The following is a 20,546-nucleotide window of genomic DNA, read 5'->3' as shown; positions in this document are numbered from 1 at the left end:
TGGAGAGGACATGCCGGAACTTTCCACCGCTCCGAACCTGGGGTCGCTGTACCTCAAGGCCGCCGCGACGGGCCCGACCCGCCGGGGCGGCGAGCTGCCCGACACCGAGTACGTGCGGCGCGGGATCACCATCGATCCCGCGCACCTCGCCGACTACAACCGGGTCTGCGGATTCCGGCTGCGCGACGAGCTGCCGATCACCTACCCGCACATCCTGTCGTTCCCGGCGTCGGTGCAGCTGATGACCGACAAGGGCTTCCCGTTCCCGCTGGTCGGCCTGGTCCACGTGGCCAACCGGATCCAGCAGGACCGGCCGCTGCTGGTGACCGACGAGCTGACGCAGAAGGTCCGCGTCGCCGACCTGCGCCCGCACCCGAAGGGCAAGCAGTTCGACGTGGTCACCGAGACCAGCGTCGACGACGAGGTCGTGTGGCGGGAGACCAGCACCTACCTGCGGGTGGGCAAGCGGGACGAGAACGCCCCGCAGCAGCGGCGCCGGGAGATCGAGCCGGGCGCGGCCTCGGGCACGTGGCGGGTGCCCGCCGACATCGGCCGCGAGTACGCGGCGGTGTCCGGCGACCGCAACCCGATCCACCTGCACCCGCTGACCGCGAAGGTCTTCGGCTTCCCGAAGGCGATCGCGCACGGCATGTGGTCCAAGGCCCGCTGCCTGGCGGCGCTGGAGGGCCGGATCCCAGGGGCGTTCACGGTGGACGTCGACTTCGCCAAGCCCCTGCTGCTCCCGTCGAAGGCCGACTTCACGATGCGCCCCACGGGCTCCGGGTGGGACTTCGCCCTGCACTCCCGCTCCGGGAAGCCGCACCTCACGGGCTCGATCACGAGCTGAACCGGCGACCGCACCCCCGCGACGAACCACGCCGTCGCGGGGGTGCGGTGGTCAGGAACCGGTGGGGTGCTCGGTCTGGGAGGCCGGGAACCAGGAGCGGCCTTCGACGAGCTCGCCGAAGCCGAGCCAGAGCATGTTCATCAGGCGCATGGCCATGCCCTCGGCGGTGAACTCGGGGTGCTGGAACCACCACTCGACGAGCGCTTCGCCCGCGCCGACCAGGGCCGCGGCGAACGGTTCGGTCTGCTCGGGCTGCATCGGCTGCGGCTGGTCGGTGGTGGCCTCGGCGAGCAGCGCCGCGATCAGCTCGGTGGCGCGCTCCCGCCACTCGGAGAGCTCCTGGACGTAGGGCTCGCCGGGCACGTCTCCCTGGCGGTGCAGCAGCTGCCAGCCCGCCTTGTTGACGTGCACGTACTCGAAGAACATGTGCAGGCGGTGCCAGAGCTGGTCGGCCGGGGTCAGGCCGGTCCCGATGTCGGCGCCGATGGCTTCGACCAGCTTCGCGGCCTCGCGGCGGACGCAGGCGACGAACAGCTCGTCCTTGGCCCCGAGGTAGGCGTAGAGCATCGGTTTCGAGATGCTCGCGGTCTCGGCGATCTCGTCCATCGACGCGTTGTGGAAACCGTGCTTGGCGAACACCTCCACGGCGGCGTCGAGGATCTGCCGCTCACGAACAGCCCTCGGCAAACGCCGGGAACGCGGGCGCTCGCTGTCCCGATGATCTTCCATCTCACCTCATACCCTGGTAATCCGCCTCAGGTTAGTGGAGCGACTCAATTCTGGTGCCTTGCCCGCCAACCTACTCGTGCGTAGTCTTACTCTCCGGTAGGTAATGGAGGTGGGCAGCGATGCCGCAATCCCCGTCGGACCCCATCGCGACCCTCGCCGACGTCGACCCGCGTGAGATCGACAAGGCCGAGCTGGTCGAGCTGCTGCGCGCCACCTCCGAACCCGCCTCCGAGAACGGGCTCGACCTCAGCGAACTGACCCCCGACCAGTTCGCGCGGTTGATCTCGCGCGCCTCGGACGACCAGCTCAACGCCGTGCTCGCCCGGCCCGAGCTGCGCGAGGGCATCATCGACGAGATCTTCCGGCGCATGAGCGAGCACTACCGGCCCGAACACGCCAAGCGCGGGCACGCGGTGGTCAACTGGCGGATCGGCAAGGGCGACGACCTGCTGCACTACGAGTGCGCGCTGACCGACGGCCGCTGCCAGGTCACCAAGGGCTCCCAGCACGACTCCGCGACGGTCACCATCACCGTGGTCCCGCTGGACTTCCTGCAGCTGACCTCCGGCAACACCACCGCCCCGAAGCTCGTCATGGCGCGGCGGGTCAGGCTCGCCGGCGACATCGGGTTCGCCGTCAACCTGCCCAAGCTCTTCCAGATACCGAAGGCGTGAACCTCCCCCTCGGACACCGGGTCGGCGGAAAAGCCCCCCACGGCGACCCGGCACCAAGCGGACGGACCGCGCTCCCCACCCCCAAGTGGAGCCGGTCCGTTCGCGTTTTCCCGGTCTCGGCCCTCTAGCAGATCAACTTGATCTCCAGGTTAACCGCAGGTCAGTGGCATATGACACGGTGCGGAATTGCACAACGGGTACCGATGTTGACGACGTAGAGGGCAGTATGCGGCCTGGCGGATGTGTGAGATCGATTCATCCGGCCGGATCGTGATCGCTGTTGCACCATGTGCGTGGGCAGGTGCAAGGCACTGATCCGATTGGGTGAACCGCGTGCCGCCGCGTCAGGATGAGCGGCGGCACGCGTCCCACCGGTGAGCGAAGGGCCGCGAGGCCCCACGCTCATCGAACGGGCTCCGCGGGGAGAGCTCGGCTCGGCCAACGCTTCGATGACGAACGGGAGGGCGAAGCGGTGAAGAAGTTGACGACGACCCCTGAGGTGGAGACGCCGATCTTCAAGCAGCTCAACAACGAGCTCGGCGAACTGCCGGAGATCGACATCCACGACTTCGACAAGCACGCGTTCGACTTTCTCCGCGAGTACGACGAGCAGAAGTCCCAGGAGCCCGAGCAGGAGACCTCGGCGGAGGCGGGAGAACCCGTCGCCGTGTCGGCAGGCTCCGCCTCCGGTTCCGGATCTTCGAGCTCCGGCAACTCCGGATCCCGCCGCGGCGGACGCCGTCGCAAGGGGAACTGACCAGACTTGGCTGAACGGCCCGCACCGCATCCGGGGGGATGGCGGGAGCGGGCCGTTCGTCTGCCCCGGCTCTGTCGGTGTCGCCTGCCACCCTGGTCGGCATGACCGGATGGCAGGAGTTCGCTGAACAGGCACCTGAGCTGGCCTCGGCCGCGAGAGCTCGGCTGGAGTCGATGCGGCACCACGTGCTGGCGACGCTGCGCGAGGACGGCTCGCCGCGCGTGAGCGGCACGGAGGCCGGCTGGTACGGGGGAGACCTGATGTTCGGGTCGATGCCCGGCGCCCGCAAGGCCCGCGACCTGCAGCGCGACGGGCGCTTCGCGCTCCACGCCAACCCCGGCGACGGGACGCTGTCCGAACCGGACGTCAAGATCTCCGGCGTGGCCGTCGAGGTCACCGGCGACGAGCAGGCCGCGTGGGTGGCCGAGGTCCAGCCTCCGCAGACCGACGCCCACCTCTTCCGCTGCGCGATCACCGAGGTCGTCACCACGAAGGTCGCCGACGACCAGACCCACCTGGTGATCACCTCGTGGACGCCCGACCGGGGCGTTCGGGTCTTCAAGCGCACGTGAGGGGCGCCCCGGGCTCACCCGGGAACGCCCCTCAGCGGCTCATCAGTAGGTGAACGCCATGCTCGGGTTCGCCAGCAGCGCGCCCACGTCGGCGAGGTACTGGGAGCCCTGCTGACCGTCGACCACGCGGTGGTCGAAGCTCAGCGCCAGCTGGCACACCTTGCGCGGCGCCACCTGACCGTCGACCACCCACGGCATGTCGCGGATCGCGCCGAACGCGAAGATCGCGGACTCACCGGGGTTGATGATCGGCGTGCCGGTGTCGACGCCGAAGACGCCGACGTTGGTGATGGTGATCGTGCCGCCGAGCATGTCCGCCGGGGTCGTCTTGCCCTCCCGAGCGGTGTTGGTCAGCTGCTCCAGGGCTTCGCCGAGCTCGCGCAGCGACATCCGGTCGGCGTCGCGGACCTTGGGCACGACCAGTCCGCGAGGCGTGGCCGCCGCGACCCCGAGGTGCACGTAGTCCTTGTAGACGATCTCGCCCGCCGCCTCGTCCCAGGTCGCGTTGACGTCCGGTGTCCGGCGGGCCGCCAGGCACATGGCCTTGGCCGCGAACGCCAGCGGCGTGATCTTCACACCGCGGAACGCCGGGTCCGACTTGAGCTGCTCGCGCAGCTCCATCATCGGCGTGACGTCGACGGTCAGGAACTCGGTGACGTGCGGAGCGGTGAACGCGCTGTCCACCATCGCCTGCGCGGTCGCCTTGCGGACGCCCTTGATCGGCACCCGCCGCTCGCGGTCACCGGACGCGGTGGCGACCGGCTTGGCCGGAGCAGCGGTCGGAGCCGCCGCGGACTGGACGTCCTCGCGGGTGATCACGCCACCCGAGCCGGACCCGGCCAGCGAGCGCAGGTCGACGCCGAGGTCCTTGGCGAGCTTGCGGACCGGCGGCTTGGCCAGCGGCACGAATCCGCCGACCTCTTCGACCTGCGGTTTCTCCGGTTCTGGCGGTGCGACAGCGGTGGCGGTCGCGGTGCCGTTGGTCGGCGTGCCGTTGATGGCCGCGTCCCGGTCCTTGCGCGGACGCCGCTTGGCCGCCGAGGTCCGCGGACCGTAGCCGACCAGCGTGGCGATCCGGCCGTTGGACTCCTCGCCGATCTTGCCCGAGCTCTCGTCCGGCTCGGGTTCCGGTTCGGGGTCCGCACCGGCCATCTCGATGCTGATGATCGGCGTGCCGACCTCGACGGTCTGGCCCGGCTCCACCAGCAGGTCGCGGATCGTGCCCGCCCACGGGCAGGGCAGCTCCACCGACGCCTTGGCCGTCTCGATCTCCACGATCACCTGGTTGACGGTGACGTTCTCGCCCGGCTGCACCTTCCAGCCGACGATCTCCGCCTCGGTCAGCCCTTCGCCGACGTCGGGCAGCGGGAACTTCTTGAGCGCCATCGATGAACTCCCCTCAGTACGCCAGCGAACGGTCGACGACGTCCAGCACCCGGTCGAGGTCGGGCAGGAAGCCCTCCTCCAACTTCGACGGCGGGTAGGGCGTGTCGAACCCGGTCGCCCGCAGCACCGGGGCCTCCAGCGAGTAGAAGCACTCCTGCTGCACCCGGCTGGCGATCTCCGAGGTCACCGACGACTCCGACGGCGCCTCGCTGACCAGCACCAACCGGCCGGTGCGACGCACCGACTCGAACACCGGCCCCAGGTCCAGCGGGGACAGCGCGCGCAGGTCCACGACTTCCAGGTCCAGGCCGTCCTCGGCCGCGGCGGTCGCCGCGTCCAGGCAGGTGCGCACCATCGGGCCGTAGGCCGCGACGGTCACCGCCGAGCCGGGCCGCACGACGCGGGAGCTCAGCAGCGGCAGCGGATCGAGGGAGGTGTCGAGCTCGGCCTTCTCGTAGTAGCGCCGCTTGGGCTCGAAGAACAGCACCGGGTCGTCGCACTCGATGGCCTGCTGCAACATCCAGTAGGCGTCCACCGGGTTCGAGCAGGACACCACCTTGAGGCCGGCGATGTGCGCGAACAGCGACTCCGGCGACTCCGAGTGGTGCTCGACGGCACCGATGCCGCCGCCGAAGGGAACCCGGACGACGATCGGAACCTTGACCTTGCCCTGGCTCCGGTAGTGCAGCTTGGCGAGCTGGCTGATGATCTGGTCGAAGCCGGGGAAGATGAAGCCGTCGAACTGGATCTCGCACACCGGCCGGTAGCCGCGGATGGCCAGGCCGATCGCGGTGCCGATGATCCCGGACTCGGCCAGCGGGGTGTCGAGCACCCGGTGCTCGCCGAAGTCCTTCTGCAGGCCGTCGGTGATGCGGAAGACGCCGCCGAGCTTGCCGACGTCCTCACCCATGATCAGCACCTTCGGGTCGCGCTCCAGCGAAGCGCGCAGACCCATGTTCAGCGCCTTGGCGATGGTGACCGTCTGGGTCCCCGACGGGGTGGTCGGGCGTTCGAGAGCGGGCGCGGCCATCAGTGAACACCTCCCGCCACCGCGTTTCCGCTGGCAGCCTCGTCGGCGAATCCGGACAGGTAGCGCAGGTAGTCCTCGCGCTGCGCGGCGATCTGCGGGGTCTCCTCGGCGTAGACCTGCGAGAACGTCCGCTCCGGCGGCGGCTCGGGCATGGTGAAGCAGAACTCGCGGAACCGCGCGGCCAGCTGGTCCGCCTCGGCGTCGATGGAGTCGAAGAAGTCCTGGTCAGCGGCGTGCTCGCGGATCAGGTGCACCCGGAGTCGCTCGATCGGGTCCTTGAGCTTCCAGGCTTCCTGCTCGTCGGACATCCGGTAGCGGGTCGGGTCGTCGGACGTGGTGTGGGCGTCCATCCGGTAGGTGAACGCCTCGATGAGCACCGGGCCGTTGCCGTTGCGGCACTCGTCCAGCGCCCACTGGGACACGGCGAGGCTGGCCAGCACGTCGTTGCCGTCCACCCGGATGCCGGGGAAGCCGTAGCCGCTGGCGCGCTGGTAGAGCGGTACTCGGGTCTGGCGCTCCAGGGGCTCGGAGATCGCCCACTGGTTGTTCTGGCAGAAGAAGACGACCGGTGAGTCGTAGACGGCCGACCACACCATGGCCTCGTGCACGTCGCCCTGGCTGGTGGCGCCGTCGCCGAAGAACACCATCGTGGCTTCCCCGTCGGGGTCGCCGACCTTGCCGTCGAAGCGCTGGCCCATGGCGTAACCGGTGGCGTTGAGGCACTGGTTGCCGATGACGATCGTGTACAGGTGGAACCCGGTGCTCGTGGGGTCCCAGCTGCCGTGGTCGGTGCCGCGGAAGATGCCCAGCAGCTCGGTGGGGTCGATGCCGCGGGTCCAGGCCACACCGTGCTCCCGGTAGCTCGGGAACGCCATGTCCTGCGGTTTCATCGCCCGGCCCGCCCCGATCTGGGCGGCCTCCTGGCCCAGCAGCGGCACCCAGATGCCGAGCTGGCCCTGGCGCTGCAAGGCGTTGCCCTCCCGGTCGGCGCGTCGGACCAGCACCATGTCGCGGTACAGGTCGCGCAGCTGTTCGGGGGAGATGTCGATGTCGAAGTCCGGGTGCGAAACCCGCTGACCTTCTGGCGTGAGGAGCTGAACGAGGTCAGCCCCACCTTCACTCGTCGCGCGCAAACCGGCGATCACCTGCTCCCGTGTGGGCTTGGCTGCGGTTGCGGCAGGGAGGTCGGTGCGCTTCGCGGGTGGATTGCCTGAAGAGGACGTCCATTGCTCGGGGGACATGTGTGATCTCCTCGTGTCGCGCCGACGGCCACCGCTTGTGGCGGTGGAGACCGGCTTGCTCCGACGACCTGCCGTTGACCTGGTGGGTCACCCGGCCGGCCGAGCGGAGCGGTGGATCGCTCCTCGTCATCCTGGCACGAAAACCGCGTCGTCCGTGAGCCCTGCCACAGGGAGTGGATCGGTACAGCGGCGAGCGATCAACTCCCGTGAGATCACGGTAGTTCTTCTGTGGACGGACCGAATTCGCAGGTCATCGAATTAATGGAGGACCGACTAACGAGTTACGGACCATTGCGGTACCGATATTGGGGAGGCCGCGTCTCAGCTTGCGCAAATACGACAACCCCCACCCCGGTGACACCGCCCCCGAACAGACCAGTGCACGAGTTGAACTGACAAACGTCACGAGCTCCCGCCGAGGACCGCCTCCGCGGCCCGATCGCTGCCAGACTCCTGGCATGACCGCGCTGAGCCTGCCCGAGGAGTTCGTGCTGCTGCTGCACAAGCCCAACGGCTCCTACTACTCGACCTCCGACTACACCGGCGCCGCCGAGCTGGGCGAGCTGGTGCTGACCGACCGCGTCCGGTTGGAGAGCAAGAAGCTGACCGTGCTCGACGCCGAGCCCAGCGGCACCGGCTGGATCGACGACGCCCTCGCGCTGGTGGCCCGCAAGGCCGGGCCCAAGAACAAGCCGGTGCCGGCGACGACCTACATCCAGAGCCGGACCTCGGCCCGCAAGCAGCACGCCGAAGCGCTCACCGAACGCGGTCTGATGCGCCGCGAGCGCAAGTCGATGCTGCTCATCAAGTACGACGGCTTCACCCCCGACCCGGGCGCGCGGGACGCGCTCATCGCCCGCGTCCGGGGCGCCGCGCGCAACGAGATCGAGCTCGACGACCGCCTCGCGCTGCTGGCCGCGCTGGTGCACGCCACCGGGCTGTACGTGGTCTTGGGCCTGGACCGGGCCGAGCGCAAGCGGCTCAAGGAGATCAGCAAGGGCGAGCAGCTCGGCGGTGCGGTCCGCGACGTGATCGCCGAGACGACGGCCATCCTCGCCGTGACCACCACCGTCGCGGCCGGAGCAGCGACGAACTGACGGCATTCCGCCACTCGGCCGACGAGATCCGGACAACCGCCCACGTCGGGCATAGGATCGCGCTCGTGGATCGAGCAGCTGTTTCCAAGACCGTTGACCAGGCGTGGGACGAAGCGATTCTGCCGAGTCTGTCCGAGCTGGTGAGGATTCCCGCGGTGTCGCCGTCGTTCGACGCCGATTGGGAGAACACCGGGCACCTCGACGCCGCCATCGAGCACGTGCGGGCGTGGATCGACGGCCGCGGCATCGACGGCGCCGAGATCGACGTCGTCCGGCTGCCGGGGCGGACCCCGCTGCTGCTGGTGGACGTCCCCGGATCGGCCGACGCGCCGGACGAGTCCGTGCTGCTCTACGGCCACCTCGACAAGCAGCCGCCGCTCGGCGGCTGGTCGGAGGGCCTGGGCCCGTGGACCCCGGTGGTGCGCGACGGCAAGCTCTTCGGCCGGGGTGCCGCCGACGACGGCTACGCCGGGTACGCGGCGGTCACCGCGATCGAGGCGGTCCGCGCGAACGGCGGCTCGCACGCGCGCTGCGTCGTGCTGCTGGAGACCGGCGAGGAGTCCGGCAGCCCCGACCTGCCCGCCTACCTGGAACACCTGCGGAACCGGCTCGGCGCCGTGTCGCTGGTGGTGTGCCTGGACTCCGGTGCGGGCGACTACCAGCGGATGTGGCTGACGAACTCGCTGCGCGGCATGGTCCAGCTGGAGGTCGAGGTGCAGGTGCTCGACTCCGGGCTGCACTCCGGCATCGCCAGCGGCATCGTGCCCAGCTCGTTCCGGATCATGCGGCAGCTGCTCGACCGCATCGAGGACTCCGCCACCGGCGAGATCCTGCTGCCCGAGCTCACCGTGTCCATCCCGGAGAACCGGATCGCCGAGACCCGCGCGGCCATCGAGGCCGTGCCCGGCATGGTCACCGACTCGGTGCCGTGGCCGGAGGGCATGCGGCCGGTCACCGACGACGAGGTGGAACTGGCGCTGAACAACGCCTGGCGGCCGACGCTGTCGGTGATCGGTGCGGACGGGCTGCCCAAGCCCGCCGACGCCGGCAACGTCCTGCGCCCGTCGACGACGCTGCAGCTGAGCTTCCGGCTGCCGCCGACCGCCGACCCCGAGGCCGCGCTGGCCGCCGTGCAGCGGCGGCTGTCGGAGGAGGTGCCCTACGGCGCCCGCGTCAGCTTCGGGCACTCCGAAGCGGGCCTGGGCTGGAACGCACCGGACCCGGCGCCGTGGCTGTCCGGCGCGCTGGACACCGCCGGTGAGGAGATCTTCGGCGCGAGCTGGCGGACCATGGGCCTGGGCGGCTCGATCCCGTTCATGGGGTTGCTGCACGAGGCCTACCCGGACGCGCAGTTCGTGGTCACCGGCGCGCTCGGCCCGGACAGCAACGCACACGTCCCCGACGAGAGCCTCGACCTCGCCTTCGCGGCCAAGATCACCAGCGCCATCGCCTACGTGCTCGACGCCCACGCGACTCGGTGAGCACCACCGCCGTGGGTCCGGTCGCGGCGGTGCTGCTGGTCCTGCCTCCCCGCGAGCGTCAGGACTTCGGGATGAGCGCCCAGAGCACGATGTAGGCCACGAACTGCGGGCCCGGGAGCAGGCAGGAGAGCAGGAAGAGGATCCGGACGGTCGTCGGCTTCATGTCGAAGCGCCGCGCCAGGCCGGCGCAGACCCCGGCGATCATCGCCTGGTCCTTCGGACGGGACAGGGACGTCTTCTGGTAGGTCGTCATGCACTCAGAATGCGTTGCGGACGCCCGCGAAACCTCAGGGACGAGCCCTGACCCACCCCGGACCCGACCCCCTGCCCGTCCCCGGCACCGCGAACGCCGTCGCGGCCTCCGGGAGTCCCGGAGGCCGCGACGGTCAGCGCTGGTCCGTTCAGCAGGCGGGGGTGTAGGTGCGGGACGCCAGGACCTTCTCGCCCGAGGTGACCTCGAACTTGGTGGTGGTGTTGTTGGGCAGCGAGGTGCTGGAGATGATCAGTCCCTTGGCCCCCACCGAACCGGAGCCCTTGGTCTCGCCGTTGACCTTGACCTCGTAAGGAGTCATGGGTGCGTCCGGCGCGCCGGTGATGCGGTACTCCACGACCGGGGTGCGGGCCCCGTCGGGGAACGCGGGCGCGAGAACCGGCATCGAGGCGACCACGGCCGACATGTCCTGGCACTTGGCCTCACCGAGCTGGACCTGGACCGGGGCCGGTGGCGCGGCCGACGCGGCCGTGGCCGCAGCGGGGATGGCCACCGCGACTGCGGCGAGAACGACGGTCAGCATGCGACCTGACATCTGAGAAGCACCTCCACGAGACGAGCGGATCAGCGCTTCGAAGCTAGAGCCCCCCGGGCCGCAGCGAGAGTTCGCTGCCCCCAACGGGCGACACCGGGTAACACGAACCGGTCCCGGGAGCCGTCGAGCAGACCGCCGCACGGGTCGTCGACGCCGCCGGGGTGCTCGCCCCGGACGGTCAGCGCGGTGCGCACCTTGTCGCGGGCCGGGTCGAGGACCTCGCGGACGATCAGCACGCACAGCAGCACGACCATCGCGTCCCGGATCAGCACCGCGCCCAGGAACCAGCCCTCCGGCAGTCCCTTGTTGGCCGTGCCCAGGTAGTAGTACATGCGCGGCGCCCACACGGCCGCGTCGACGACCATCCAGGTCAGCAGCAGCCGCCAGCGCGGAATCGCCAGCACCGCGAGCGGAACCAGCCACAGCGAGTACTGCGGGCTCCACACCTTGTTGGTCAGCAGGAACGCCGCCACCACCAGGAAGCACAGCTGGGCCACGCGCGGCCGGGTCGGCGCGGCCAGCGCGAGCCAACCGATCGCCAGGCAGGCCAGCAGGAACAGCCCGAGGCTGACCGCGTTGAGCACCACCGGTGTCGCGCCCGCGGGCAGCTGCCCGTCGAAACCGCCCCAGCCGGTGAAGTGCATCAGCACGTTGTACAGCGAGTCCGGGTCGGCGGGCCGTTGGCTGTTCAGCCGGAAGAACTCGCCCCAGCCGTCCGGGTAGGCCAGCAGGATCGGGACGTTCACGGCCAGCCACGCCAGCGCGGCGGCCAGCACCGCGCGCGCCGCGTCGGGCAGCTTCCCGGCGCGCCAGGCCAGGATCAGCAGCGGTCCGAGGAAGAACAGCGGGTAGAGCTTGGTGGCGCCGCCGATGCCGATCAGCACCCCCGCCAGCACGGGTCGTCGCCTCGCCCAGGCCAGCAGACCGGCGGTTCCCAATGCCGCGGCCAGGGCGTCGAAGTTGGTGAAGGCGTGCGCGAAGACCAGCGGTGACACGGCGGCCAGCGCGACGTCCCAGACGCGGCGGCGAGCCAGCAGGACCAGCGCCCAGATGGTCACCAGCCAGGCCGCCGCCAGCCACAGCGCGGTGATGTTGAAGTACAGGACGCTGGTGAGTCCACTCGGGAGCCAGCCGAAACCGGCCAGCGTCGCCCAACCGTCGGCGGTGCGGGCGTTGATCCACTGGAAAAGCCCCGTCAGCACCGGGTATTCCATGTAGCGGACCTGCTCGTTCGGCGTGCCCTCGTTCTCCACCCAGCCGGTCTTGTACGGAAAGGCGTTGTCCGGCGCCAGATCTCCCACGCCGTAGCGCGGGATGATGTCGGTGTAGCACATCGCGACGTACTGCTTGCTGTTCCGCCAGTCCAGCTGCGGACCGCTGCTGGTGTCGTAGGTGACCTGGCAGGGCGCCTTGAACAGCCACGCCGCGGCCAGCGTCAGCACCGCGAGCAGCAGGATCACCCGCAGCGGCGTCCAGAACCACTGCCGCCCGACCTGCGCGTGCCTTCCGAGCGGGCCGCCGACGAGCCGGCTGACCTTGCGCGGGAAGGACTCGGTCCAGGTCGGCGGGACCCGATCCGCCGGTGAGAGGGACGAACTGTCCACCGCTGCCGCGAGCACGTTCCCCGAGGACGCCGCTGGTTCCCGATCGGCGGATTCGTTGGTGGACACGCCCGGATGCTACTTGGCCCCGAAAAGCGGGAAGGGCACCCGCCGGGTCGACGGGTGCCCTTCCTCAGCTCAGCTCCGGCTATTCGCCGAACCGCCGCGTAGGTGCGACGTCACCGGGTTCACCGGGGCTGCTCGTCTCGGACTCGCACGGCGGCTCGAAGAAGCCACCGCAGTCCTGACCGTCACCGGGCTTCTCCCGGCTGGTGGTCGGGTCCTGGTCCTGCGATTCGCTCGGCATCGTGGGCGGCGGCGCCGACGTCGACGGCGGCTCCGACGAGGTCGGGGGCGGCGGCAACGGGATGTCCTGGAACTGACCGATGGTGTCGGTCTTCTTGAACTGCTCCACCTTGAGGCCCTTGTGGTAGCTGTTCATGAACTGCTGCCACACCATCGCCGGGTACTTGCCGCCGTAGAAGCTGGTGCCCGAGTTGTCCTCCAGCGGGACGTTGCGGCCGTTCTCGCTGGCCAGCATCGACACCGAGGCGGACAGCTGCGGAGTCGCACCGATCATCCACGCGGTGGCGTTGTCCTTGGTGTCCAGGTACTGGTGCGTACCGGTCTTGGACATCACCGGCCGGTCGCCCTCGAGACCCCGCTTGGCGTGGTCGGCGACGTCGAACATCGACGCGATCGTGTTGTAGGCCAGCTTCGCGGCCTCCGACTCCGACTCGTCGTAGAGCGTCTTGACCGGCTCGTTGTGGATCTTGATCGGCGGACCCTCGCGCGGCGTGATCTCCCTGACCAGGTGCGGGGTGTGCGACTTGCCCTGGTTCGCCAGCGTCGCGTACGCGTTGGCCATGTCGATCGGCTTGACCGGGTACATGCCCAGCGCGATACCGGACTGGGTCTGACCGTTGGCGTTCTGCAGGGTCTTCGTCGAGCCCTTGCCCGACTTGTACTCCCCCGGGACACCCGCGGTGTGCGCGGCCTCGGCGATGGCCGGCGGCCCGAGTCGGGCCGCCATGTTGACGAACACGGTGTTCACCGACTTCGTCATGGCCTCGCGGACACCGCAGTGGGTCGGCACGTCGCAAGCGACGTTCGGGGCGTTGGCGAACTCGGTTCCCGCGATGGTCTGCGGGCTGCTGCCGTCGTAGAACTCGCCGATGCCCAGGCCCTTGTGCAGACCCGCCAGCACCGCGAACGGCTTGAACGACGAACCGGGCTCGGTGGGCGCGACCGCCCAGTCGTAGCCACCGACGTCACCGCCGCCGCCGTAGTACGCCTTGACCTCACCGGTCTTGGGCTCGACCGCCACCAGCGACGTCTTGATGTTGTCCGGCAGCGTGTTCTCGGCCTGGGTGGTGGCGGCCTCGACCGCCGCCTTCTGGGCCTTCGGGTCGATCGTCGTCTTGATCTTGAAGCCCTCGCGGGCCAGCGTGTCCTCGTCGTAGCCGGCCTCTTCGAGTTCCCGGAGCACCTGGTCCTTGATCTTGAACTGGTCCGGGGTCAGCCGCCGGTCGATCCGCCAGTCGTTCTGACCGCGGGTCTCCGGCAGCTGCAGGCCCTCGCGCTCGCCGGCGGGCAGGAAGCCGTTCTTGACCATCTGGTTGAGCACGTAGTTGAACCGCGTGGTGGCCTGCTCCAGGTCCTCGCGCGGGTCGTTGCCCTTCGGCCGCTGCACCATGCCCGCCAGCACCGAGGCCTCGGCCGGGGTGATCTCGCTGGGCTTCTTGCCGAAGTAGGCGTTGGCCGCCGCGGTGATGCCGTTGGCGCCTCGGCCGTAGTAGGCGGTGTTGAGGTACGACAGGAGGATGTCGTCCTTGGTGCGCTCGTTGGTGATCTTGAACGCCAGCACGATCTCCTTGACCTTGCGGACGTAGTCGGGATCCGACTTGTTCAGCTCCAGGTCGAGCTTGATGAACTGCTGGGTGATCGTCGAACCACCACCGACGCCGGAGCCGGTGAACATGAAGAACACCGACCGGGCGATGCCCTGGAAGTCGAAGCCGGGGTTGGTGTAGAAGCTCGCGTCCTCGGCCGAGATCGTCGCGTCCCGCAGCGGCTTGGACACCTGGTTGAGGTCGCGGACGACCTCGCGGGAACCGTCCGAGCTCACCGTCGCCAGCGGCGAGTCATCCGCGTAGGTGATGGTGATCGGCTGCTTCATGTTCAGCAGCTTCTGCTCGTCCGGCGCTTCCCAGAACAGGTAGCCGTAGATGAACACCAGCGTCGGGATGATCACCGCTGCGGCCGCGCCCACGTAGCAGGCCCTGCGGATGCGCCGCCACAGGACGGCGCGCTTGGCTTGGGCGGCACTCATGTCGTCGTCTGGATCCTCGTCGTCGTCCCTGCCGGGGAAACCGGCGCTGCCGACGTCAGCGGCACCGCCGCTCTGCTGGTCGCCGAACCGATCGTCGTCGCCGTAGGGGTCGTCGTCGTAGTCGTCGGCGTAGTAGTTGTACGTGGCCTGGTCCGAGTGCGTCAGCAGGTTCGGCTCGCGGGTGACACCGGCACCCGCCGAAGCGGCACCCGCGGCAGCACCCGCACCGGCGGCACCGGCCGCAGCAGCACCGGCCGCACCGGCGGCGGCACCGGCCGCACCGGCGGCGGCACCGCCGGCTCCGGCCGCTCCCGCGGCACCGGCAGCACCCCGGTCGGCGCTCGGGGTCTGCGGGAGGTTCTGCGTCGGCGCCTCACCTGGCGGCGGAGCGGGACGACCGGCGGGCGGCTGCTGCCCCGCCGGCGGCGGACCAGGACGGCCCGGGGGAGGAGGCGGCGGCGACGGCGAGTAGCTCGTCGCGTCGTCCTCCCCGTTTAACTTGCTGGTCAGCGGCGACGGGCTCGAACCCGGCGCGGAGTCGTCGTCGAAGGACGGCGTCCACGCACCGGTCGTCTCCTCCGGGGCCTCGGCCCCGGGCCACTGCGGCTGCTGACCGCCGGGACGTCCCGGCGGGGGCGGCGGCTGCTGCCCACCGGCTCCGGGGCGACCACCGGGCTGCTCTCCCGGCCACGCCGGACCACCGGGCGGGGGCGGCGGGGGTCCGCCCGCCGGCCGCTGCGGTGGTCCTGCTTGACCACCGGGCTGGCCGGGGTTCTGCGGCGGGGGTGGCGTGGGGCGACCGTCGGGGTTCGGATGCCGGGAGTGGCGGCCCTTGGCATGGTCGTCACGCTCGTCGTTCACGAGTTGGCCTCCAGGACAGGCGTCGGGGCGACGCCGGTGATGCGTTCACGTCGGGGGTGCGCCGCATCGGCGCGTGCGGGCGTGCCGGGTGCACGACCGAATCTCACTCCGCTGCAGTCTTGCGCCCGGATCGGCCGTCGTTCAAGCCGTTGGTCCCGAGAACGTAAGACAGCACCAGGTGGTTCCAGTTACATGTGCGGCACACCTCGACGACGTAGACGTTGAACTCCTCGAACAGGTTGGCCATCCGGTCCAGCTCTTCGGGTTTGCGCGCCGATCCGGACGCGTGCTTGAGAGCGTCGCCGAACACCCAGGAGACCTGGGTCAGCTCTTCCTTCCTGCACACGGGGCAGGTGGTGTCGCTGGGTTCACCGTGGAACTTCGCCGCCTGAAGCAAGTACGGGTCGGCGTCGCAGACCTCCATCACCCCGACCCGGCCAGCGTGCAACTGCGCGAGGAGCGCTCGGCGCTGCAACGCGTAGTCGACCACTTGCCGTTGGGTCCGCACGACCACAGGGTACGTGCCGCCCCAGCGCGCTCCATGCGCCGTTCAGGGCAGGCGGGTATCTCCGCCATCACGTGCGGTGACGCCGAACACCTCTGACCCCGCTCGATGATGAGCCCCGATATATCGGCGCGATATACTCCGCCGGGTGCCCCTGCCAGCGCTGGCAGTCCTTATTATTCGCGGCGCCTATTAGACGCTCGTAGGAGGTGCAGATGCTCGAACTCGCGGTGCTCGGGCTCCTGCACAGCTCCTCGATGCACGGGTACGAGCTGCGGAAACAGCTGAACGACACGCTCGGCGTGTTCCGCGCGCTCTCGTGCGGATCGCTGTACCCGACGCTGCGCAGGCTGTGCCGGGCCGGGCTGATCGAAGAGGAACCGGACGCCGAGGAGTCCAAGGCGTGGGGCCGCCGCGCCCGCCGCGTGTACCGCATCACCGCCGCCGGTGAGCAGCGCTTCGACGAGCTGGTCGCCGACAGCGGTCCCCGCTCCTGCGAGGACAACGCCTTCGGCGTGCACGTGGTGTTCTTCTCCCGCACGCCCGCCGAGGCGCGCATGCGCATCCTGCTGGCCCGGCGCCGCCGGGTGGAGGAGCGCCAGGAGGGGCTGCGCAGCGCGCTGGCCCGTTCCGGCGAGTGCCTCGACCGCTACACGCGGGAACTGCACCGGCTGCGGCTGGACCACAGCGAGCGCGAGGTTCGCTGGCTGGACGAGATCATCGAGACCGAACGCGGCGAGCAGGCAGCTGCCTCGACGTCCGGGCGGCCCGATGCCGGTGGGAACCCAGACGCGGGTGATCCGCCACCGGCTCACATCAAGCAAGGACACGACAGATGACCAAGAAGGAGGGCCCTGCCATGGGCGGAGATCGTCCCGGTCGCTCGGTGCGAGTGGCGATCGTCGGCGTTGGGAACTGCGCTGCATCGCTGGTGCAGGGTGTGCACTACTACTCCGACGCCGATCCGGACACGAGGGTGCCCGGATTGATGCACGTCGCCTTCGGCGACTACCACGTCAGCGACGTGAAGTTCGCCGCCGCGTTCGACGTGGACGCCAAGAAGGTCGGCCGGGATCTCTCCGAGGCCATCGTCGCCAGCGAGAACAACACCATCAAGATCGCCGACGTGCCGCCGCTGGGCGTCACCGTGCAGCGCGGGCACACCCACGACGGTCTCGGCCGGTTCTACCGGGAGACCATCGAGGAGTCCGACGAGCAGCCGGTCGACGTGGTCCAGGCGCTGCGCGACGCCGAGGTCGACGTCCTGGTGTCCTACCTGCCGGTGGGCTCCGAGGACGCCGACAAGTTCTACGCGCAGTGCGCCATCGACGCGGGCGTGGGCTTCGTCAACGCCCTGCCGGTGTTCATCGCCTCCGACCCGGAGTGGGCCGCCAAGTTCACCGAGGCCGGCGTGCCGATCGTCGGCGACGACATCAAGTCGCAGGTCGGCGCCACCATCACGCACCGCGTGCTGGCCAAGCTGTTCGAGGACCGGGGCGTGCACCTGGACCGCACGATGCAGCTCAACGTCGGCGGCAACATGGACTTCATGAACATGAAGGAGCTGGAGCGCCTGGAGTCGAAGAAGACCTCCAAGACGCAGTCGGTGACTTCGCAGGTCGACCGCGACCTGGGCAAGCGCAACGTGCACATCGGTCCCTCCGACTACGTGCCGTGGCTGGACGACCGCAAGTGGGCCTACATCCGGCTGGAGGGACGCGCCTTCGGCGACGTGCCGCTGAACCTGGAGTACAAGCTCGAGGTGTGGGACTCGCCGAACTCGGCGGGGATCATCATCGACGCGATCCGCGCCGCCAAGATCGCCAAGGACCGCGGCATCGGCGGCCCGATCCTGTCGGCTTCGTCGTACTTCATGAAGTCGCCGCCGGAGCAGTACTCCGACTCCGACGCCTACCAGGCGGTCGAGGACTTCATCGCGGGCGAGGACGAGCGCTGAGCCGTCGCGGAACGGAAGCGGGGCACCCACCTCACCGTGGGTGCCCCGCTTCGTTCAGCAGGGGTTACTTGACCCACGCAGTACCTCCTTCCCGGTTGACGACCAGGCTCTCGGGGCGATCGAGTTGTCGTCGTGCGTACCTGGACCCGGCCGCTAGGCCTGAACCTTCGCGGTGAGCTGCTGCTCCGCGCGGGCCAGGACCGAGTGGACGGAGGCGAGGCCGTCGGTGGTCACCCAGGAGACCCGCAGGACGGGGCGGACGCGCTTGCGGCCGATGCGCATCGGCCAGCCGGCCACCTCGCGCGCCTGTGCGGCGATCCGCTCGCCCGTGCCGCTGGGGTGCTCGGCGACCACCGCGAACTCGTCCCCTCCGTAGCGGGCCACGGTGTGCTCGTCCTTGAGGCCTTCGCGCAGCCGCCCGGCCAGCGTCGACAGCAGCTCGTCGCCGCGCTCGAAGCCGTGCGTGGCGTTGAAGTCGGCGAGCCGCTGCACGTCGATGAGCACCAGGGTCGACAGCGTGCCGCGGGAGCGGGACCGGACCAGCGACTGCTGCAGCCGGTCGAGCAGCAGCACGCGACCGGGCAGACCGGTCAGCGGGTCGAGCAGTCCGGAGGAGTGCGAGACGTCGGTGTGCACGGACTGCAGCAGGACGAGCACTCGCCTGCGACCCTGCACGGTGACGGCGTGGTAGTCCGCCCAGATGCGGCTCTCGGTGCGACCGCTGATGATGACGAGCGGGATGGACAGCGGGCAGCCCGCGCGCAGCACCTGACCGGCCAGGTCGGCCCAGTCCGGCATGGACGCGCCGGTGTCGTCGCGGACCTCCCACCCGTGGGGACGGGTTCCGGTCAGCAGATCGGCCCGGTCGAGCTGCATCAGCTCGGCGGCGACGTCGTTGGTGGCCAGCACCTGGCCGCGGTCATCGGTCAGCAGCACCCCGACGTTCAGCCCGCTGACGAGCTCGTCCCACACGGGTGCCAGCTGGGCTGCAGCCACGTCAAGGACACTCATTCGGCCCCCTCCCTCCCCACCAAACGGAGCAGTCCGTCTGAGCCTCCCCTTGTGGTGGGGCGCATTTCAAGAGCGAAGCGACCACCCGTAATGGTGGTTTCACGCTCCGCTTATAACGCTGTGTCAGGGGCTTGACCACACCTTCCCCACGAGTCACCTCGATGATCGAATTTTGATCATTCGTGCAGGTGAAACACGATCGAGAAGGCCTGTGCGAAACGCCTCGCGGGCACTACCGATAGAGAGTGCGTCACGAACGGGCTTCCGCCCGAGCCGAGCGTCCGACTGCGCCGAGGCCATCTCTACCCTTGAGCGGCAGTGGTAGCCGAGAGGATGGTGCATGCCAATGCCCGGAACCGCGGATCTGGTTCCGCTGGCCGAGCGAATGCGTAGTCACAGGTCGTTGCTGGCCGTCATCGCGATCGCCGAGCTGATCGCCATCGTGGTGGTCTCGACGGTCAACACCCACGACCACATCGACGGCGAGGTCTACCGGCAGGGCGCCCAAGCGCTGCTGGGAGGTCGCGATCTCTACCACAACCTGCCGCCCACCGAGTCCGGTCTGAAGCTGCCGTTCATCTACCCGCCGTTCGCGGCGATCGTGTTCGCGCCGCTCGGGCTGGTGCCCAAGGCCGTGTCCACCGCGGTGATCATGCTGGTCAGCCACCTGGCGTTGCTGACCACGCTGTACGTGGTGCTGCGGGAGTCGACGTTCCTGCAGGCCCACCGGGATCGGGTGCTGATGGTGACCGCGGCCGTGCTGCCGATCGCGACGATCAGCGAACCGATCATGGAGACGATCACCTACGCGCAGATCAACATCGTGCTGATGGCGCTGGTGGTGGTGGACCTGCTGTGGCGGGTGGAGGGCACCAAGAAGCTGCCCTACCCGCGCGGCCTGCTGATCGGCATCGCCGCGGGCATCAAGCTCACGCCGCTGGTGTTCCTGCTCCTGCCGCTGCTGCGGCGGGACTTCCGGACGATCGCGGTGTCGCTGCTGACCTTCGTCGGGACGGCCCTCGTGGGCCTGCTGATCACCTTCGACAACGCCCGCAGGTTCTGGCTGCACGAGATGTTCGCCAACAGCCACGTCAACTTCGGGCCGAAGTTCACCGGTGACGCCTCGACCTACGCGGGCAACCAGTCGCTGAAGTCGCTGCTGTCGAAGCTCAGCGCGCCGAACCTGACGCTCGTGCTGGGCCTGCTCGCGGTGCTCGTGCTGGGGCTGGCGGTGCTGGGGATGATCAACGCCGTCCGGCAGCGGGACCTGCCCACCGCCGTGGTGCTCAACGGCGTGCTCGGTCTGCTGCTCTCGCCGATCTCCTGGTCGCACCACTGGGTCTGGGCCATCCCCGGACTCGTGCTGCTGGCAGGCGCGGCGTACGTGCGGCGGGACTGGGCGATGCTGCTGATGACGACGCTGATCAGCGGGTTCTTCATGATGGGCCCGCACTGGAAGATGCCCCAGGGCAAAGGCCTGGAGCTGACCTGGAACGTCTTCGAGCAGTTCGTGGGCAACTCCTACGTCTACTTCGGCGTCGCCTACCTGGCCTACAACGGCTACCTGTGGTGGCGCGAACGCGACCGGACACCGGTCGACATCCCGCGGTCGGAGGAACCCGCGGTGGCCCCCTGACGCGAGAAGGCCCCGTCCGCTTC

The 20,546-nt window shown here is 69.5% G+C and carries 19 protein-coding genes; 9 read left to right on the top strand and 10 right to left on the bottom strand.

Annotated features, from left to right (window positions below):
* Window positions 1–10 precede the first annotated feature (10 nt).
* Entirely contained in the window at window positions 11–847 is an 837-nt protein-coding gene (locus tag KBO27_RS00770) for a MaoC/PaaZ C-terminal domain-containing protein (protein WP_210968088.1), read from the top strand.
* Between the two features lie 51 nt (window positions 848–898).
* Here KBO27_RS00770 and KBO27_RS00765 read toward each other — a convergent pair whose 3' ends face one another.
* Window positions 899–1,576, bottom strand: coding sequence for a TetR/AcrR family transcriptional regulator (locus KBO27_RS00765; protein WP_210968087.1), 678 nt, complete (start codon window positions 1,574–1,576; stop codon window positions 899–901).
* A gap of 119 nt (window positions 1,577–1,695) precedes the next feature.
* Here KBO27_RS00765 and KBO27_RS00760 point away from each other — a divergent pair, with 119 nt between their 5' ends.
* The 3 genes from KBO27_RS00760 (at window position 1,696) to KBO27_RS00750 (ending at window position 3,579) form a co-directional block, all read left to right on the top strand.
* Complete coding sequence (locus KBO27_RS00760; RefSeq protein ID WP_210968086.1) at window positions 1,696–2,250, top strand: SCP2 sterol-binding domain-containing protein; 555 nt, start codon at window positions 1,696–1,698, stop codon at window positions 2,248–2,250.
* Window positions 2,251–2,722: 472 nt separating this feature from the next.
* Complete coding sequence (locus KBO27_RS00755; RefSeq protein ID WP_210968085.1) at window positions 2,723–3,007, top strand: hypothetical protein; 285 nt, start codon at window positions 2,723–2,725, stop codon at window positions 3,005–3,007.
* Window positions 3,008–3,108: 101 nt separating this feature from the next.
* Window positions 3,109–3,579, top strand: a complete 471-nt coding sequence (locus KBO27_RS00750) for a pyridoxamine 5'-phosphate oxidase family protein (protein ID WP_210968084.1) — start codon at window positions 3,109–3,111, stop codon at window positions 3,577–3,579.
* Between the two features lie 42 nt (window positions 3,580–3,621).
* On the opposite strand, the gene KBO27_RS00745 is transcribed toward KBO27_RS00750, so the two are convergent.
* The 3 genes from KBO27_RS00745 to pdhA are packed head-to-tail and all read right to left on the bottom strand — an operon-like array spanning window position 3,622 to window position 7,236.
* Window positions 3,622–4,965 (bottom strand): dihydrolipoamide acetyltransferase family protein, encoded by a 1,344-nt coding sequence (locus KBO27_RS00745; RefSeq protein WP_210968083.1) that lies wholly within the window; start codon window positions 4,963–4,965, stop codon window positions 3,622–3,624.
* Between the two features lie 13 nt (window positions 4,966–4,978).
* Window positions 4,979–5,995, bottom strand: coding sequence for an alpha-ketoacid dehydrogenase subunit beta (locus KBO27_RS00740; protein WP_210968082.1), 1,017 nt, complete (start codon window positions 5,993–5,995; stop codon window positions 4,979–4,981).
* Entirely contained in the window at window positions 5,995–7,236 is a 1,242-nt protein-coding gene (gene pdhA, locus KBO27_RS00735) for a pyruvate dehydrogenase (acetyl-transferring) E1 component subunit alpha (protein ID WP_210968081.1), read from the bottom strand. Before pdhA ends, KBO27_RS00740 begins: the two co-directional genes overlap by 1 nt.
* 458 nt (window positions 7,237–7,694) lie before the next feature.
* Here pdhA and KBO27_RS00730 point away from each other — a divergent pair, with 458 nt between their 5' ends.
* Window positions 7,695–8,333, top strand: coding sequence for a GOLPH3/VPS74 family protein (locus KBO27_RS00730; protein WP_210968080.1), 639 nt, complete (start codon window positions 7,695–7,697; stop codon window positions 8,331–8,333).
* A gap of 56 nt (window positions 8,334–8,389) precedes the next feature.
* Window positions 8,390–9,814: a M20/M25/M40 family metallo-hydrolase gene (locus KBO27_RS00725; protein WP_372448817.1), complete on the top strand. Its 1,425-nt coding sequence runs from the start codon at window positions 8,390–8,392 to the stop codon at window positions 9,812–9,814.
* Window positions 9,815–9,872: 58 nt separating this feature from the next.
* Here KBO27_RS00725 and KBO27_RS00720 read toward each other — a convergent pair whose 3' ends face one another.
* The 5 genes from KBO27_RS00720 to KBO27_RS00700 all read right to left on the bottom strand — a co-directional run bounded on the left by KBO27_RS00720 (window position 9,873) and on the right by KBO27_RS00700 (window position 15,922).
* Entirely contained in the window at window positions 9,873–10,067 is a 195-nt protein-coding gene (locus tag KBO27_RS00720) for a PspC domain-containing protein (protein ID WP_210968078.1), read from the bottom strand.
* A 148-nt stretch (window positions 10,068–10,215) separates the two neighbouring features.
* Entirely contained in the window at window positions 10,216–10,620 is a 405-nt protein-coding gene (locus KBO27_RS00715) for a hypothetical protein (RefSeq protein WP_210968077.1), read from the bottom strand.
* A 29-nt stretch (window positions 10,621–10,649) separates the two neighbouring features.
* Window positions 10,650–12,290: a glycosyltransferase family 87 protein gene (locus KBO27_RS00710; protein WP_372448806.1), complete on the bottom strand. Its 1,641-nt coding sequence runs from the start codon at window positions 12,288–12,290 to the stop codon at window positions 10,650–10,652.
* Window positions 12,291–12,369: 79 nt separating this feature from the next.
* Window positions 12,370–15,414: a transglycosylase domain-containing protein gene (locus KBO27_RS00705; RefSeq protein WP_210968076.1), complete on the bottom strand. Its 3,045-nt coding sequence runs from the start codon at window positions 15,412–15,414 to the stop codon at window positions 12,370–12,372.
* 103 nt (window positions 15,415–15,517) lie between these two features.
* Window positions 15,518–15,922 carry a DUF5318 domain-containing protein gene (locus KBO27_RS00700; protein WP_207918906.1) on the bottom strand — a complete coding sequence of 135 codons (405 nt, stop codon included), beginning with the start codon at window positions 15,920–15,922 and terminating at the stop codon, window positions 15,518–15,520.
* 212 nt (window positions 15,923–16,134) lie between these two features.
* Between KBO27_RS00700 and KBO27_RS00695 the strand changes: the two genes are divergently transcribed.
* Together KBO27_RS00695 and KBO27_RS00690 are read left to right on the top strand one after the other, a co-directional pair.
* Complete coding sequence (locus KBO27_RS00695) at window positions 16,135–16,758, top strand: PadR family transcriptional regulator (protein WP_210968075.1); 624 nt, start codon at window positions 16,135–16,137, stop codon at window positions 16,756–16,758.
* A complete protein-coding gene (locus KBO27_RS00690) occupies window positions 16,755–17,876 on the top strand; it encodes an inositol-3-phosphate synthase (protein WP_372448805.1) in 1,122 nt (373 codons plus the stop codon). Before KBO27_RS00695 ends, KBO27_RS00690 begins: the two co-directional genes overlap by 4 nt.
* A gap of 153 nt (window positions 17,877–18,029) precedes the next feature.
* Here KBO27_RS00690 and KBO27_RS00685 read toward each other — a convergent pair whose 3' ends face one another.
* Entirely contained in the window at window positions 18,030–18,887 is an 858-nt protein-coding gene (locus tag KBO27_RS00685) for a sensor domain-containing diguanylate cyclase (RefSeq protein WP_210968074.1), read from the bottom strand.
* Between the two features lie 340 nt (window positions 18,888–19,227).
* Between KBO27_RS00685 and KBO27_RS00680 the strand changes: the two genes are divergently transcribed.
* The gene (locus tag KBO27_RS00680) at window positions 19,228–20,523 is read left to right on the top strand and encodes a glycosyltransferase family 87 protein (protein WP_210968073.1); all 1,296 of its coding nucleotides are present in this window, start codon (window positions 19,228–19,230) and stop codon (window positions 20,521–20,523) included.
* The last annotated feature ends 23 nt before the right edge of the window (window positions 20,524–20,546 follow it).

Origin of the sequence: Saccharopolyspora endophytica (genome assembly GCF_018070075.1) — a bacterium.
Lineage (GTDB): Bacteria > Actinomycetota > Actinomycetes > Mycobacteriales > Pseudonocardiaceae > Saccharopolyspora > Saccharopolyspora endophytica.
Note: the sequence above shows the minus strand (reverse complement) of the source record. Positions and strands in the feature narration are given on the sequence as shown.